A 15,906-nucleotide genomic window follows, 5' to 3' on the forward strand; every position below is an offset into this window, starting at 1 on the left:
TGTAATTCATCAATAAAGTAGTATAATCATTAAAGAATATGTTGAGGAGAGACAAATTATGGAGACTAACAAAGAATTTACTCTTAAGCTGTTAAAAGAAATAATTAATATACCAAGCCCTACGGGTTACACGAAAGACGTAATGTTTCATATAGAAAAGGTTGTTAATGAATATGGATATAAAATAGCTTCAAATAAAAAGGGTAATAGAATAATTGAAATAGAAGGGGAAGATAACAGCTACTGCATCGGCATCCCTGTCCACGTAGATACTTTGGGTGCAATGGTCAGATCTGTAAATTCTGACGGAACTTTAAAAATTACATCTATAGGCGGTAATATGTATTCGACGCTTGATGGTGAGTACTGTAAAATACATACAAGAGCAGGACAAACATATACCGGAACAATGCTTTCAACCTCGCCTTCAATCCATGTATATCCTGATGCTAAATCAAAGGAAAGAACAGAAGACAATATGATGGTTAGAATAGATGAGGTAGTTAAAAATAAAGAAGATGTAATCAAATTGGAAATCGGAGTGGGTGATTTTATATCCTTCGAGCCGAAGTTTACAGTTACCTCTTCCGGTTATATAAAATCAAGATATTTAGATAATAAAGCAGGTACTGCATGTGCTTTATCACTTATGGAATTGTTTAACAGAATGAACAGTAAGCCAAAGCATAAGGTTAAGATAATCATTTCATCTTATGAAGAGGTTGGTCACGGCAGTTCTAATATACCTGCTGATATTGATGAACTTGTGGGAATTGATATGGGATGTATAGGTCTTGACTTATCATGTACGGAACAGGATGTTTCTATATGTGCAAAGGATAGCTCGGGACCATATGATTATGATATTACTAATAAGCTTATTGACCTTTCTAAGAAACATAATTTAAATTATGCTGTAGATATTTATCCGATGTATGGCTCGGATGTTTCGGCTTCTTTAGAGGGCGGAAACGATATAAAGGGAGCATTGATCGGACCGGGGGTCCATGCTTCTCATGGAATGGAACGAACTCATATTGATGGAATAATTAATACAATAAAATTGATATATGCTTATCTGACAGAGTAAATATCAGAAAGGAAACGCTGTGGAAAACTTAATATTCTCTTTTAACGTTGTTTTACCCATATTTTCTCTTATGCTTATGGGTACTTTTCTTAAAAAAGTAAAATTAATGGACAAGGAGTTTTTAAAAAAAGCAAATGATTTTGCTTTTAAGGTGCTTTTGCCAATACTCCTTTTTAATAATATATACAAAAGTCAAATATCGGAAGTAATAAACATAAAATTAATAGTCTTTGCTGTCTTAATAAATATTGTAATTGTAGGAATAATGTTCATAATAATACCTAAATTAGTTAAAGAAAACAGGGATAGAAGCATAATAATTCAGGGCTTGTACAGATCGAATTTTGTTTTATTCGGAGTACCCTTAAGTAACAATATTTTTGGTCCGTCAAGTTTAGGTACAGTTACTACTTTGACTGCAATAATAATTCCCTTATATAATTTTTTTGCGGTTTTTATATTGGATTGGTATTCCTGTGATAAAAGTGATTATAAAAAAACAGTTGTGTCCTTAATTAAAAACCCTTTAATAATCGGATCATGTATGGGAATAATTTTTTCTTTATTAAATATTAAACTTCCGCAGTTTGCCGAAAAAACAATTTCAGATGTTGCTGCAACTGCAACACCGATTGCGTTGATGATTTTAGGCGGAGATATAGAAATAAAAAATTTAGGTAAAAATATGAAATTGCTTTTCCAGGTCACCATAGGAAAACTATTGATTGTACCTGCAATAGTGATTATATCGGCAGTTATGTTCGGTTTCAGGGGTGTTGAATTAGGAGCATTGTTCAGCATGGTTGCACCATCCGTATCTGTTTCAAGCTATACGATGGCTCTCCAATACGAATGTAATTCTGAGCTTGCAGGACAATTAGTATTTATAACAACATTATTTAGTCCGATAACCATATTTATGTTTATATTTGTTTTAAAATCGGCAGGTCTATTTTAGGAGAAAAATATGGATATTAAATCATATAAAAAATCTTTTGAATATTCTTATACATTTGGGATATTTCCTACAATTGAATTAATTAAGTCAAAATCTGAGAAAATAGTAAAGGTTTTAATAAGTTCTAAATATAAAACAGATTCAGATACAGATATTTTTGAATTGTGTAAAAAATATAATATTAGGACAGAAGTAAATGATAAGATTATAAATCGAATAAGTGATAAAGAAAACAACTTTGTTGTTGGAGTTTTTTCAAAATATGAGTGCGAATTAAATGCCGATGAATCTCATGTTGTATTGGTTAACCCAAGCAACATGGGTAATATGGGAACAATTATCAGAACGCTCACCGGTTTTGGATTAAGTAATTTATCAATCATAAGCCCGGGTGTTGATATATTTGACCCTAAGGTTATCAGAGGGTCCATGGGTTCATTGTTCAGAATAAATTTCAAATATTATGACAATTTTAATATGTATGATTCTTCGTTTAAAAATCACAAAAAATATACATTTATGCTTGATGGAGCAATTTCTCTGAAAGAAGTTAAGCATGATAAAAACGAATTATTTTCTTTAATTTTTGGAAATGAAGCTAAGGGTCTGGACTCATCCTATTCATCTGTCGGCAAAAGTGTTTTAATAAGACACACTAATCGTATAGATTCATTGAATCTTCCCATTGCAGCCGGAATTGCCCTATATCATTTTTTTGACTAAATTGTAAATTAGTTTCATATTTAACTAAAAATTGGCTAAATAATAAGTTCTCTATTGTAAATAATATATTTGAGGAAACAGATTGCAATCACATCCTAAAATATTTAAATCAAATGAAGGTGATCGATCATTACAAGAAGCAAGGATGATATATTTTTAAATAATTGGGAAGACCAAGCCAAATTAGACAGTCAACTAAATTTAAAGGAGCAGATGAAACTAATGAATAACAATAATAACAGATTTGACAACAGATTCAATAACAATAACAGCAATAACAGGCTGGAAAACAGAAATAACAACAATAACAACAATAACAACAATAACAATAACAACAGATTTGAGAATTGTGACAATAACAACAAATTTGATAATCGCGACAATAACAACAAATTCGACAATCGAGACAATAACAACAGATTTGATAATCGTGATAACAAAAACAGATTCAATAATAACAACAATAATAACGATAATAACAACAACAGAAACAGATAATTTAATAATCAATAAAAACGAAGGTCTTTTGAAATATTTCAAAAGACCATTCTTTACCTATCACATTCGGTCGGTTAATTTAAATTTGAAACATCATTGACCATTTCTAAAATATTTTCTTCAATTATTTTTGTTGAGCTTTTTTCATTCGTTTTGAAGTTCTTTTGTACAATCTTCATAATCAATAAATCAAGAATTTTATATGGCTTAACTTTTAAATTCCCTCCGAAGCATTGGATTGAGAATGATTTGTTTAATAACTTTTTTGGGAAATTATGAAGTAAGTACTGATTTGTTTTTTCGGGAAAACCGCAGCACAGATATATTGCAGTATTTTTTTTCATAAGTAAATCTATATTATCTCTTATGAAATTTCTTGTTGAATTATGGATTTCGTTAAATCTTATACAACTTCCGATAATTATTGTATCATAATCAGAAATATCAGGTTGTTGTTTAGCTAAATTTATAACATGCGCATTGGGAAGGTTGCTTTTAAGAATATTGGCACAGTCTTGTGTAGTATTGTTATTTCCGGCATAAGCAATCAGTATTTTCATATTGGCTCCGTGATTTATTATAATTTTTATATTAAGAAATACATATATCATAATATTATATCGCAAGGTTGTCAAGTTGAAGTATTGTTAATATATTATCATTGTGATGCGAGATATATACATTTTGAAAGTAGATTTTTTGACGATCGAAAAACTATTGACAACCTGAGAATGTTAGTTTTATAATATTGTTATCAACTTTGTTCTATTTAAGTTGGCTTACATAAAATTAATAATTATAATATTGTATGAAAAGTTTGCGAGAGATCCTATATGGACGCCGAAGAAGCAAATTACACCGGTCAAGTGTAACGAAACTTTCAGGCAAAAGGACCAAGCTTGGACAATACTCTGAATAACAAATTGTGTGAAGACAGAGGTAATGACATGAGTTATTATCTCTGTTTTTTTACAAGTATCATAAAAAAATATATAGAGAGGTGATTATATGAAACAGACACCATTGTATGAGAATCATTTAGAATTGAAAGGAAAGATAATTGATTTTGGAGGCTGGGTTTTGCCTGTAGAGTATACGGGCATACTTGCAGAACATGAAGCTGTAAGAACCAAAGCCGGATTGTTTGATGTTTCCCACATGGGAGAAATAACCGTAAATGGACAAGATGCAGAAAAATATATTCAAACGATTGTGACAAACGATATCACGGTTTTGACAGACAGCCAAATTGCATATACAACAATGTGTTATCCTGACGGAGGAGTGGTTGACGATTTATTAGTCTACAAACATAACAATGAAGAGTATTTATTGGTTGTGAATGCTTCAAACACAGATAAGGACTATGAATGGTTCAAGAAAAATGAATTTGGTAATGTAACTATTGAAAACGTATCGGAAAAATATGCGCAGCTTGCTTTACAAGGACCCAATGCTCAAGATATATTGCAAAAATTAGTTACAGAAGATTTAAACAAAATAGAATTTTATCACTTCCTTGACAATGTTGATGTTGGAGGCATAAAAACTTTAGTTTCACGTACCGGTTATACAGGAGAAGATGGATTTGAATTATACTTTGCTTCAGAAGACGGACCTAAGATGTGGAATTTACTTCTTGAAACAGGTAAAGAGGAGGGATTGGTTCCGGTCGGATTAGGTGCAAGAGATACCCTTAGATTTGAAGCGTGTCTTCCTTTATACGGACATGAAATTGATAAAGATATTACGCCGTTAGAAGCTGGGTTGGGATTTTTTGTTAAGTTAGCAAAGGATGATTTTATCGGCAGGGAAAGCTTAGAAGAACAAAAAGCTGCCGGCTTAAAAAGAAAATTAATCGGTTTTGAAATGGTAGACAGAGGTATACCAAGAAGTCACTATGACGTATATGCTGACGGAAACAAAATCGGTCATGTAACTACAGGAAGCTTCTCACCGACATTGAAGAAAAATATTGGTCTTGCTTTAATAGAAACTGCTTATGCAAAAGAAGGAACAGAAATAGAAATTGCCGTAAGAAATAAAAATTTAAAAGCGGTCGTAATAAAAAAACCATTTTATGCAAAGAAGTATAAAAAATAACGGTTAATAAATATTGAACCATGATATTACGGAACAATCAGCAAAAAAAGTAGAATTAAAAAAATATAATTGGATATTTATATTAGTAAATAAAAATATAAAGCAATTGTTCATCAATGTTGTACAATTGTAAATAACAGGAGGATTGTAATGAAAGTATTAAATGAATTAAAGTATGCAGAATCACATGAATGGGTAAAAGTAGACGGTAATAAGGCTTATATCGGGATAACAGATTATGCACAGGATCATTTAGGAGAAGTAGTTTATGTTGAACTTCCTGAAACAGGAACTGTAGTGGAAGCAGGAGACCAATGTATAGTTTTAGAGTCAGTAAAGGCTGCATCAGATGTATATTCTCCTATAGGCGGAACTATTGTAGAAACTAATGAAGAACTTGCAGATAATCCGGGTCTCATAAATGAATCAGCATATGATGCATGGCTTATAGCTGTTGATATGTCAGATCCATCTGAAGTAAATAATTTGCTTTCTGCAGAAGAATATGAAAATATGTATCATTAAAGGAGGAGCCAATGGCAAGGTATATTGGAAATACTAACGAAGACAGAGATCAAATGCTTAAAGAAATAGGTCTTTCAAGCATAGATGCTTTATTTGATGCAGTTCCGGAATCAGTACTTTTAAAAAGCGATTTAAATATACCAAGGGCTCAATCCGAAATTGAGCTTATGAAAAATTTAAAAACATTGTCTAACAAGAATTTAAACGTTGATAATTATACTTGTTTTTTAGGAGCAGGTTCATATGAACACTATATTCCGGCAGTTATAGATCAACTTTTATTAAGACAAGAATTTTTCACCGCATACACACCGTATCAGCCGGAAATAAGTCAGGGTACGTTGCAGGTTATATTTGAATATCAGACAATGATAAGTGAACTTACAGGACTTCCTGTTGTTAATGCATCCATGTATGATGGTGCTACTTCTATGACAGAAGCAGCAATTATGGCATGTGAATCAACTAAAAGAACTGAAATTTTAGTTGCAAAAAGTGTACATCCTGAAAATAGACAAGTTTTAAACACGTATGCTAAATTCAGAAACATGACTGTAACTGAACTAAGCTATCAGAACGGACAAGTAGATATAGAAGATTTAAAAAATAAATTAAATAATAATATCGCAGCTGTTATAATTCAAAGCCCGAACTTTTTTGGAGTTATAGAGGATATAAAAGCAATAGCGGATATGACTCATGAAAATAAAAGCTTAATTATTTTAAATGCAGACCCTATCTCTCTTGCACTTCTGAAAAGCCCTGAAGAGTCAGGTGTTGACATAGCAGTTGGAGATGGTCAGCCATTAGGTAATCCAATGAGCTTTGGAGGTCCGTCCTTAGGGTATATGGCAGTTACCGAAAAATTAATGCGTAAAATACCCGGAAGAATCGTAGGAGAAACGATTGACAAGGAAGGAAACAGAGGATTTGTATTAACATTGCAAACCAGAGAACAGCATATTAGAAGGGAAAAAGCAACTTCTAATATATGCTCTAACCAAGCATTAAACGCATTGACAGCTACAATATATATGACTTTAATGGGAAAAGAAGGTCTTAAAAAGGTTGCTGAATTATGCTATAACAAATCTCATTACGCTTATGATGAATTAATTAAGACAGGAAAATTCACTCCTGTATTTACTGCTCCTTTCTTCAAAGAATTTGTGATAAAGAGCGGCGAACAAGTAAACGAGCTTAATAATAAGCTGCTGCAAAAGAATATTATAGGCGGTTATGAAGTAGAATTGCAGTATCCTGAATTAAAAGACGGCTGGATGGTTGCAGTTACAGAAAAACGTACTAAAACAGAAATAGATGATTTAGTAAGAAAGGCGGTAGAATAATATGCTTAAACATCAACCTTTAATATTTGAAATAAGTAAAGCAGGCCGTAATGCATATTCACTGCCTGAATGTGACGTACCTGTTTGCGAAGGAATAGACAGTAAATATTTAAGAACAAAAGCACCGGAGCTTCCGGAAGTCAGTGAATTAGATGCAGTTCGACATTTTACCCAGTTATCCCAAAGAAATCACGGAGTTGATTCAGGATTTTATCCTTTAGGAAGCTGTACCATGAAGTATAATCCAAAGATGAACGAGGCCGTTGCAAGATTTGACGGTTTTGCAAAGATTCACCCGTATCAATCTGAAGAAACAGTCCAAGGCGCATTGGAATTAATTTATGATTTAAATAAGATGCTTTCAGAAATCACAGGCATGGATGATATCTCCCTTCAACCTGCAGCCGGAGCTCACGGTGAATTGTCAGGGCTTATGATTATGAAGGAATATCATAGAAATAAAGGTGATTTTAAAAGAAATATAATTGTAGTACCTGATTCGGCTCACGGTACAAATCCTGCTTCAGCAGCAGTTGCAGGCTTTGATGTGGTAGAAATAAAATCCGATGACAGAGGTTTAGTGGATATTGAAAGCCTGAAAGCGGTAATGAGCGATGAAGTTGCAGGTTTTATGCTTACAAATCCTAATACTTTAGGTTTGTTTGATGAAAATATCTTAGAAATATCAAAAATAGTACATGAAGCAGGTGGTTTGATGTATTATGACGGTGCTAATGCCAACGCAATACTTGGTATTACAAGACCGGGTGACATGGGATTTGATGTAGTTCACTTAAATCTTCATAAAACATTCAGTACACCTCACGGTGGAGGCGGACCAGGTTCCGGACCTGTGGGAGTTAAAAAACATTTGGCAGATTTCCTGCCTGTTCCGGTAGTAGTTAAATCAGAAGACAAGTATTCATTTGATTATAACAGACCGCTTTCAATAGGAAAGGTAAAATCCTTCTATGGAAACTTTGGGGTATATGTAAGAGCATATGCATATATACTAAGTATGGGTCCTGACGGATTAAGAGAAGTTGCTCAAAATGCGGTTTTAAATGCAAATTACATTGCAAGCAGGTTAAAAGATAAATATTATCTTCCGGTAGACAGAATATGCATGCATGAATGTGTACTTTCAGGAATCTGGCAGAAGGAAAAAGGTGTATCCACATTAGATATAGCTAAGAGATTGTTAGACTTCGGATACCATCCTCCAACAATTTATTTTCCTCTGATTGTTTCTGAAGCATTGATGATCGAACCGACAGAATGCGAATCAAAAGAAACGTTGGATAAATTCATTGAAGCAATGAGACAAATTGCGGATGAAGCAGAAAACAACCCTGAATTAGTTTCTTCTGCACCGCATACAACTATAGTTTCAAGGCTGGATGAAGCAACAGCTGCAAGAAAACCAATAACACGTTATAAAAAATAGGTGAAAAATGAACAGAGATTTAGTAATTATCGGCGGAGGTCCCGGCGGCTATGAAGCAGCTATCAGAGGAGCCCAGTTAGGAAAGACAGTAACACTTATAGAACAGGACAGAGTGGGAGGCACATGCTTAAACAGAGGATGTATACCTACAAAAGCATTATATAAAAATGCAGAAACAGTCAACTCCTTAAAAAAAATGATTGAATTCGGCGTATCATTAGGTGAATTTACCTTTGATATGATAACTGCTCAAAAAAGAAAAAATGAAGTTGTTAACAAATTAGTTACAGGAGTTGACCAGCTGTTAAAAGGCAATAACATTGAGGTTATAAAGGGAAAAGCATCCTTTAAAAGCAACAGGGTCATTCAAATTGCAACCGAATCCGGCATAGAGGAAATAACTGCGGACAACATAATTATTGCAACCGGTTCGTCAACATCTTTAGTTCCTGTTCCGGGAATTCATTTAAACGGAGTTATATCAAGTGATGAAATATTAAACTTCGAAGAAGTCCCAAAGCGTCTTACGGTGCTTGGCGGAGGTGTTGTAGGTGTTGAGCTTGCCAGCATTTTCGCTTCATTTGGCTCAGAAGTAACCATTATTGAATTTATGCCTAAGATATTGTTCAGATTAGATGACGAGCTTTCGAAAAAACTGACAGTTTATTTGAAAAAGCAAGGCATAAAAATTATGACCGGTACCGGCTTAAAAGAGGTTCAGCAAAGTGAAGACGGCTTAATAGTCATAGCAGAAAACGAAAAAGAAAAGACAGAATTAAAATGTGACTATCTTCTATCTGCAGCAGGCAGAAAACCTAATACCGATGGTTTAAACTTAGAAGCAGCAGGTATCGAATATGATAAAAAAGGTATTAAAGTTGACGGAAATTATAAAACATCAGCAGAAGGAGTTTATGCTATAGGTGACGTAATAGGCGGAACCATGCTTGCTCATATATCATCTGAAGAAGGTAAGGTATGTGTTGAAAAACTATGCGGTTACAATGCAGATGTAAATTATAATGCAGTTCCGTCATGCATATTTACATTCCCTGAAGTTGCTACATCCGGCATGACGGAAGATGAAGCAAAAGCAAATAATATCGAGTATCTTGTAGGCAAGTCAATGTTTGGGGCAAATGGTAAAGCTCTTACAATGGGTGAAGGAGAAGGATTCGTAAAGGTACTGGCTGACAAGGAAAGCCATAAAATAATCGGCGTCCATATAATGGGACCCCATGCCAGCGATATTATTCACGATGGCTCTATGGCTATACGAAACCAGCTTACAATCGAAAATATAAAAGAATCTGTATTTGCACATCCTACACTATCAGAAGTGTTTTATGAGGCTGTATGTGCTTGCATTGGAGAGGCTATACATTCAATGCCCAAAAAGAAATAATATCAACATAAAGTTAATTTATGTTAATTAAAGCAGACAATCGTCTGCTTTGATTTTTTTATTTGACACAAATAAATTTTTTTGTTAATCTTATATAAAAAATTGCAACAGCCAAAGAGGAGTAAATAATGATATTAATAGTTGATTTTGGTGCACAATATAGTCAACTCATCGCAAGAAGAGTCAGGGAAGCAGGAGTATATTGTGAAATAGTTCCATATACATATACAATTGATAAAATTAAGGAAAAACAACCAAAGGGAATTATACTTTCCGGAGGACCTGCAAGTGTCTACGTAGAAAATGCTCCAAGAATTACAAATGAAGTATTTAATTTAAACGTTCCTGTTCTTGGAATTTGCTACGGAGGACAATTTATAGCACAGGAATTCGGAGGAAAGGTAAATAAAGCAGATTTCAGAGAATATGGCAGAGTAAAACTTCGTGTGCAGTCAGATGATGACTTGTTCAAAGGTATAGGGCAGGATTCATTATGCTGGATGAGTCATACAGATTATATAGAAGCAGCTCCAAAAGAATTCGAAATAACAGCATCATCAGAAACATGCCCTGTTTGTGCCATGAAAAACGAAGAAAAGAAAATTTATGCAGTACAATTTCATCCTGAAGTAGAGCATACCGAAAAAGGAAGAGAAATAATTCAAAATTTCCTATTCAATGTTTGTAAACTTTCTAAGGATTGGAATATGGGTAATTTTGCAGAAGATTCAATCCAAAAAATAAAAGAAATGGTCGGAGATAAAAAAGCATTATGCGCCATGTCGGGAGGAGTAGACTCATCCGTTGCGGCAGTAATGGTTCATAAGGCAATCCGCTCAAATTTAATCTGTGTATTTGTTGACCATGGTCTTTTAAGGAAGGATGAAGGAGATCAGGTTGAAAAGATATTCAAAGAAAAATTCAAAATGAATTTAATCAGAGTAAATGCCGGAGAAAGATTTTTAGGCAAGTTAAAAGGTGTTACAGACCCGGAAACTAAGAGAAAAATTATAGGCGAAGAATTCATAAGAGTTTTCGAAGAAGAAAAACAAAAATTAAAGGATGAATTCGGACACATAGACTATTTGGTTCAAGGTACAATCTATCCTGACGTTATAGAAAGCGGAACTTCTACTGCCTCAGTAATAAAGAGCCACCACAACGTGGGAGGACTTCCGGAAGATGTAGATTTTGAATTATTAGAACCGCTCAGACAATTATTTAAGGATGAAGTAAGAGAAGTTGGAAGAGAACTTGGCATCCCTGAAGAAATAGTTGAAAGACAGCCATTCCCCGGACCAGGCTTAGCAATCCGTTGTTTAGGAGAAGTAACAGAAGACAAATTAAAAATCATCAGAGAAGCAGACTTTATATTCAGAGACGAAATTAAAAAAGCAGGTTTAAACAACAAAATATGGCAATACTTCGCAGCACTTCCTAACATCAGAAGCGTTGGAGTAATGGGTGACGAAAGAACATACTCACACACAATTGCTCTTAGAGCAGTTACCTCCACAGACGGTATGACTTCCGACTGGGCACGCATCCCATACGAAGTACTGGAAAAAGTATCAAACAGAATAGTGAACGAAGTAGATAATGTAAACCGTATAGTTTACGACATTACCTCAAAACCCCCGGCTACTATAGAGTTTGAGTAGCCAGAGGATGTTCAGTTATTAGAAGATGACAGTTTTGAATCTATAGAAGCTTTCTTTGAAGATGCAATGACAAGTATACAGAAAAGGGTAAAGTAGGCTGCGACAACAGGCATGTTGATGATGAAGTGTTTTATAAGTCTTTTATTGAAGCTGTAATTGAATAAATTGAAGCCGACCTTTTAGTCTTATGGCTATAAAAGGTCGGTTTTTTTTATTTAAATAAATTCTTGTAGGAAAATGGAAAAAATATGTTATAATATTAATATTGGAAAACGCAACTCATTATAAAAGGAGGAATAAATTTATGTTTTGTAGTAAATGTGGAAAAGAAAATAGTGATGATGCTAAATTTTGTGTTTCATGCGGAAGTGAAATTAATAACTTTTCTGAATCATTTGAAGGTGATTCAGTAGTTGGAATTAAACAGGGGGCAAATATGCAAATTGAATCTAAAGGCTCTCCTTTGTTTGCTATCTTGGGTTGGATTTTTAATGCAATTTCGCTCTTATTTGTCCCTATACTTTTTGCTGCTGGTGGATTTATTTTTGGATATTTACATAGGAAAGTTAATCATACCCATGGCACAATCATCATGATTGCAGCAGTTGCATGTGGTTTATTTGGAGTGGTTTTAGGAATGGCTTTCTCAGGTCTCTAATATTAAAAACAAAAGTTCATAATGGAGTTTAATAATAATATTGGGACAGTGCTATACTATCCCAATATTTTATTATTTATAAATAAGAGTGTATGTGTAAAGTTGAACTTCCTCATTTTTAATAATTAATATCGAGATTGAATTTAACTGAGGTATTAAAATAATAAATACTGTAGTAATTGTGGATAGGAAATAGCAATTGATGCAATGTTTTGTAATCATTGTGGGCAGAGTAGTACTTGGGGGGCTTATTTTTTATCTTCATTTCTTATATTAAATTGGAAATATTTATGCTATAATGTTATAAAAGATAACGTTTTTAGGGGGAAAAATAAGATTATGACAGTAATAGACAAGAGTAAAAGAAACATTTAAAAATTGTATGGAAAATGGTATTAAGGTTTTAAGTTTAAACATTCCGTTGTGGGCAATAGAATCGTTAGAAAATGAAATTCGTTAAAAATAAGATGCATTAGATAAATATTGTGGTATTAGCACTGCGAATATAAATTTATTGTAATAAAGTACCTTAGTTGGAATAATCATTCCGCGTTTTTTTCAACTAATTCTCATAAAATGATATTTGCTATAAAAGATATTGCATTTTTAACATAATTATTGCAATAGTGACTATGGACAAAAGTATTTTATTTTTATATAATGTGTTATAAGATATCAAATATTTTACATAATAATACTATTATAATTCAAATTTTATAAAATTTTGGAGGTTTTTTTTATGAGTAAACCAATTATGTCAGCACATTTTGAGTCAAGAGTGCCATCAGATGTTAGATTGGCACAGATGAAATACGCAGAGCGTAAAGTTAAACCTGAAGCAGTTATCAATGTAGGTATAGGTAATGTTTCTCTTCCGACAAACCCTGCTATGATGAATAGAATGTTTAACTTAGATGCACCTGAAAGCCCATTCAATAAAGGCGTTATAAGATACACAGCTACAGGCGGCTTTGATGAAACTCAAGAAGCGTTCAAAAACATTCTTAAGTGTGAAGGTTTCGATACAAGCAATTTACATGTTACAGTAACAGATGGCGGATCAACAGGTATGGAATTGTTAATAATGGGAGTTTGCGGACCTGCGGGAACAGATGAAAAACCATTAATGATGATAGACCCGGCATATACAAACTATATTTCATTTGCTGAAAGAGTAGGACGTAAGACTGCTACAGTAAAACGTCACTTGGAGGAAGATGGCAAATTCAGTTTACCTGAACTTAATAAAATAGAAGAAACTATAAAAGCAAATAATCCCGGAGCATTACTTGTTATACCATATGACAACCCAACAGGACAATTATATGACAAAGAAACTCTGAAAGCACTTGCTGAATTATGCGTAAAATACAACTTATGGATGGTAAGTGACGAAGCTTATCGTGAATTGTATTATGTTGAAGGCAGCGAATTAGTAAGTATTTGGGGTATAACAGACAAAGATGTACCGGGTATCGAAGGAAGAAGAATAAGCATTGAAACAGCTTCAAAGGTATGGAATGCTTGCGGATTAAGAATCGGTGCTGTAATTACTGACAGCGCTGAATTCAGCAACCGTTGTGCAGCTGAATATACAGCAAATTTATGCGCAAATGCTATAGGACAATATATATTCGGAGCCTTAGCACATGAAAGCAAGGAGCAAATTGCAGGCTGGTGCAAAGGTCTCCGTGAATATTACGGAGATACAATTAAAAAAGTAAGCAAGGGATTAAAAGATTTAGAGCCCGGCTTAGTTATATCAAGTCCTGATGCATCAATATATTCAGTTATAGACGTAAGAAACGTTGTTAAACCCGGATTTGATGCTATTGACTTCGTGCTTTACTGTGCTGGCGAAGGTGCTGTTGAAATAGACGGAGTTCAAACAACATTATTGGTTGCTCCTATGAAAGGTTTCTATGATATTGCAAAGGGACAAGGAAATCCTGGAAGCACTCAATTCCGTATTTCATATGTTGAATCTCCGGAAACCATGATGAAAGTTCCTGAGTTATTTGTAAAACTTCTAAAACAATTTGAAGCAAGCAGATAATAAATAAAATTAAAAACAAACTTCAAAGCTTATGAATATAATTGTTCATGAGCTTTTTTGAAATGATATCATTATACTTACAATCAATTTGACATTAATAACAGTTATAGTTTATAATTACATGTTGAAATGAAGATAAGGAGGGATATTATGACAAATCATAAAATAGTTATTGGTGATAGCCGACAACTAAACAAAATAAAAGACAAATCAGTTCAGTTAATTATTACATCGCCTCCCTATTGGCAATTAAAAGATTATGGAACACCTGATCAAATCGGATTTAATGACAGTTATGAAGAGTACATAAATAATTTAAATTTAGTCTGGAAGGAATGCTACCGTGTTCTATCGGATGGTTGCCGTATGTGTATTAATATTGGTGACCAGTTTGCTCGTTCTGTTTATTATGGGAGATATAAAGTAATTCCAATAAGGACAGAAATAATTCGTTTCTGTGAGGAATTAGGTATGGATTACATGGGAGCCGTTATTTGGCAGAAATCAACCACAATGAATACCACAGGCGGCGGAGCTGTAATGGGTAGCTATCCGTATCCAAGGAATGGGATATTAAAGATAGATTATGAGTTCATTTTAATTTTTAAAAAGTTGGGAAAAGCTCCCAAACCTACATTAGAACAGAAAAACCAGTCAGAATTATCAAAAGAAGAGTGGGGAGAATATTTTTCTTCACATTGGAACTTTGGTGGTGTAAGACAACAGGATCACATTGCAATGTTTCCTGAAGAGCTGCCCAAGAGATTAATTAAGATGTTTTCATTTGTTGGAGAAACTGTGTTTGACCCGTTTTTAGGAAGCGGAACTACATCACTTGCAGCTAAAAATTTACAGCGTAATTCTATTGGATATGAAATAAATAAAGAATTTGTTCCCACTATCTATAATAAGCTTTGCGAAAAACAATTGAATATTTTAGAAAGTAAAATTGAATTTATTTATGATAATTTAAAAAAGAAATTTAATATTGATGATTTACCATATATGTTTTATGACCCACATAAGTTAGATAAAAAAGTTGATGTTAAAAAACTTTCTTACGGATCAAAGATTGATAGTAAAACTGAGCAGAGGGAGAATTATTATACTGTAAAAGAAATATTTTCACCAGAAATATTATTGTTAAGTAATGGTATTAAGATAAGGTTGATTGGTATAAAAACAAATCCTGATTATGAAAAAGAAGCAATAGATTTTTTAAAGAATAAATTAAACAAAAACAAGGTATTTATGAAATATGACCAGTTAAAATATGACTGTGATAATAATTTATTGTGTTACTTGTATTTGAGCAATAAAACATTTATTAATAATCATTTAATAAGGACTAAATTTGTAAATGTAGATAAGGAATTTGAATATTCATGTAAATCTAAATTCATTAAAACCTATAATGAAAACAATTAGCCGGA

The 15,906-nt window shown here is 33.3% G+C and carries 14 protein-coding genes and 1 riboswitch; of the genes, 13 read left to right on the plus strand and 1 reads right to left on the minus strand.

Going from position 1 to position 15,906, the window contains the following annotated elements:
- Positions 1-58: 58 nt before the first annotated feature.
- From RT412_RS05430 to RT412_RS05445, 4 genes are all read left to right on the plus strand, one after another.
- Complete coding sequence (locus RT412_RS05430) at positions 59-1,090, plus strand: M42 family metallopeptidase (protein WP_313342362.1); 1,032 nt, start codon at positions 59-61, stop codon at positions 1,088-1,090.
- Between the two features lie 19 nt (positions 1,091-1,109).
- Positions 1,110-2,048 (plus strand): AEC family transporter, encoded by a 939-nt coding sequence (locus tag RT412_RS05435; RefSeq protein ID WP_313342359.1) that lies wholly within the window; start codon positions 1,110-1,112, stop codon positions 2,046-2,048.
- 9 nt (positions 2,049-2,057) lie between these two features.
- The gene (locus RT412_RS05440) at positions 2,058-2,771 is read left to right on the plus strand and encodes a TrmH family RNA methyltransferase (RefSeq protein ID WP_313342354.1); all 714 of its coding nucleotides are present in this window, start codon (positions 2,058-2,060) and stop codon (positions 2,769-2,771) included.
- A gap of 222 nt (positions 2,772-2,993) precedes the next feature.
- Positions 2,994-3,269, plus strand: a complete 276-nt coding sequence (locus RT412_RS05445) for a hypothetical protein (protein WP_313342352.1) — start codon at positions 2,994-2,996, stop codon at positions 3,267-3,269.
- A 74-nt stretch (positions 3,270-3,343) separates the two neighbouring features.
- On the opposite strand, the gene RT412_RS05450 is transcribed toward RT412_RS05445, so the two are convergent.
- Entirely contained in the window at positions 3,344-3,829 is a 486-nt protein-coding gene (locus RT412_RS05450) for a flavodoxin domain-containing protein (RefSeq protein WP_313342349.1), read from the minus strand.
- Positions 3,830-4,077: 248 nt separating this feature from the next.
- A riboswitch (glycine riboswitch) is annotated at positions 4,078-4,175 on the plus strand.
- Positions 4,176-4,277: 102 nt separating this feature from the next.
- Between RT412_RS05450 and gcvT the strand changes: the two genes are divergently transcribed.
- The 9 genes from gcvT to RT412_RS05495 all read left to right on the plus strand — a co-directional run bounded on the left by gcvT (position 4,278) and on the right by RT412_RS05495 (position 15,901).
- Positions 4,278-5,372: a glycine cleavage system aminomethyltransferase GcvT gene (gene gcvT / locus RT412_RS05455; protein WP_313342346.1), complete on the plus strand. Its 1,095-nt coding sequence runs from the start codon at positions 4,278-4,280 to the stop codon at positions 5,370-5,372.
- Positions 5,373-5,522: 150 nt separating this feature from the next.
- Complete coding sequence (gene gcvH, locus RT412_RS05460) at positions 5,523-5,897, plus strand: glycine cleavage system protein GcvH (protein ID WP_313342343.1); 375 nt, start codon at positions 5,523-5,525, stop codon at positions 5,895-5,897.
- 11 nt (positions 5,898-5,908) lie between these two features.
- Positions 5,909-7,246 (plus strand): aminomethyl-transferring glycine dehydrogenase subunit GcvPA, encoded by a 1,338-nt coding sequence (gcvPA, locus tag RT412_RS05465; protein WP_313342341.1) that lies wholly within the window; start codon positions 5,909-5,911, stop codon positions 7,244-7,246.
- A gap of 1 nt (position 7,247) precedes the next feature.
- Entirely contained in the window at positions 7,248-8,693 is a 1,446-nt protein-coding gene (gene gcvPB, locus RT412_RS05470; protein WP_313342339.1) for an aminomethyl-transferring glycine dehydrogenase subunit GcvPB, read from the plus strand.
- Positions 8,694-8,700: 7 nt separating this feature from the next.
- Positions 8,701-10,098 (plus strand): dihydrolipoyl dehydrogenase, encoded by a 1,398-nt coding sequence (lpdA, locus tag RT412_RS05475; RefSeq protein ID WP_313342336.1) that lies wholly within the window; start codon positions 8,701-8,703, stop codon positions 10,096-10,098.
- 128 nt (positions 10,099-10,226) lie between these two features.
- Entirely contained in the window at positions 10,227-11,759 is a 1,533-nt protein-coding gene (gene guaA / locus RT412_RS05480; protein ID WP_313342333.1) for a glutamine-hydrolyzing GMP synthase, read from the plus strand.
- 304 nt (positions 11,760-12,063) lie between these two features.
- Positions 12,064-12,417 (plus strand): zinc-ribbon domain-containing protein, encoded by a 354-nt coding sequence (locus tag RT412_RS05485; protein WP_313342330.1) that lies wholly within the window; start codon positions 12,064-12,066, stop codon positions 12,415-12,417.
- Positions 12,418-13,156: 739 nt separating this feature from the next.
- The gene (locus RT412_RS05490) at positions 13,157-14,473 is read left to right on the plus strand and encodes an aminotransferase class I/II-fold pyridoxal phosphate-dependent enzyme (RefSeq protein WP_313342327.1); all 1,317 of its coding nucleotides are present in this window, start codon (positions 13,157-13,159) and stop codon (positions 14,471-14,473) included.
- Between the two features lie 150 nt (positions 14,474-14,623).
- Entirely contained in the window at positions 14,624-15,901 is a 1,278-nt protein-coding gene (locus RT412_RS05495) for a DNA methyltransferase (protein ID WP_313342325.1), read from the plus strand.
- Positions 15,902-15,906: the final 5 nt, after the last annotated feature.

The sequence above is a fragment of the Sedimentibacter sp. genome, assembly GCF_032080165.1.
In the GTDB taxonomy this organism is placed as follows: domain Bacteria; phylum Bacillota; class Clostridia; order Tissierellales; family Sedimentibacteraceae; genus Sedimentibacter.

Coding starts and splice junctions, on each gene's coding strand:
- gcvT (WP_313342346.1), top strand. CDS start 4,278: ATGAAACAGACACCATTGTATGAGAATCATTTAGAATTGAAAGGAAAG.
- RT412_RS05440 (WP_313342354.1), top strand. CDS start 2,058: ATGGATATTAAATCATATAAAAAATCTTTTGAATATTCTTATACATTT.
- gcvH (WP_313342343.1), top strand. CDS start 5,523: ATGAAAGTATTAAATGAATTAAAGTATGCAGAATCACATGAATGGGTA.
- RT412_RS05495 (WP_313342325.1), top strand. CDS start 14,624: ATGACAAATCATAAAATAGTTATTGGTGATAGCCGACAACTAAACAAA.
- lpdA (WP_313342336.1), top strand. CDS start 8,701: ATGAACAGAGATTTAGTAATTATCGGCGGAGGTCCCGGCGGCTATGAA.
- gcvPA (WP_313342341.1), top strand. CDS start 5,909: ATGGCAAGGTATATTGGAAATACTAACGAAGACAGAGATCAAATGCTT.
- gcvPB (WP_313342339.1), top strand. CDS start 7,248: ATGCTTAAACATCAACCTTTAATATTTGAAATAAGTAAAGCAGGCCGT.
- RT412_RS05485 (WP_313342330.1), top strand. CDS start 12,064: ATGTTTTGTAGTAAATGTGGAAAAGAAAATAGTGATGATGCTAAATTT.
- RT412_RS05445 (WP_313342352.1), top strand. CDS start 2,994: ATGAATAACAATAATAACAGATTTGACAACAGATTCAATAACAATAAC.
- RT412_RS05430 (WP_313342362.1), top strand. CDS start 59: ATGGAGACTAACAAAGAATTTACTCTTAAGCTGTTAAAAGAAATAATT.
- RT412_RS05450 (WP_313342349.1), bottom strand. CDS start 3,829: ATGAAAATACTGATTGCTTATGCCGGAAATAACAATACTACACAAGAC.
- guaA (WP_313342333.1), top strand. CDS start 10,227: ATGATATTAATAGTTGATTTTGGTGCACAATATAGTCAACTCATCGCA.
- RT412_RS05490 (WP_313342327.1), top strand. CDS start 13,157: ATGAGTAAACCAATTATGTCAGCACATTTTGAGTCAAGAGTGCCATCA.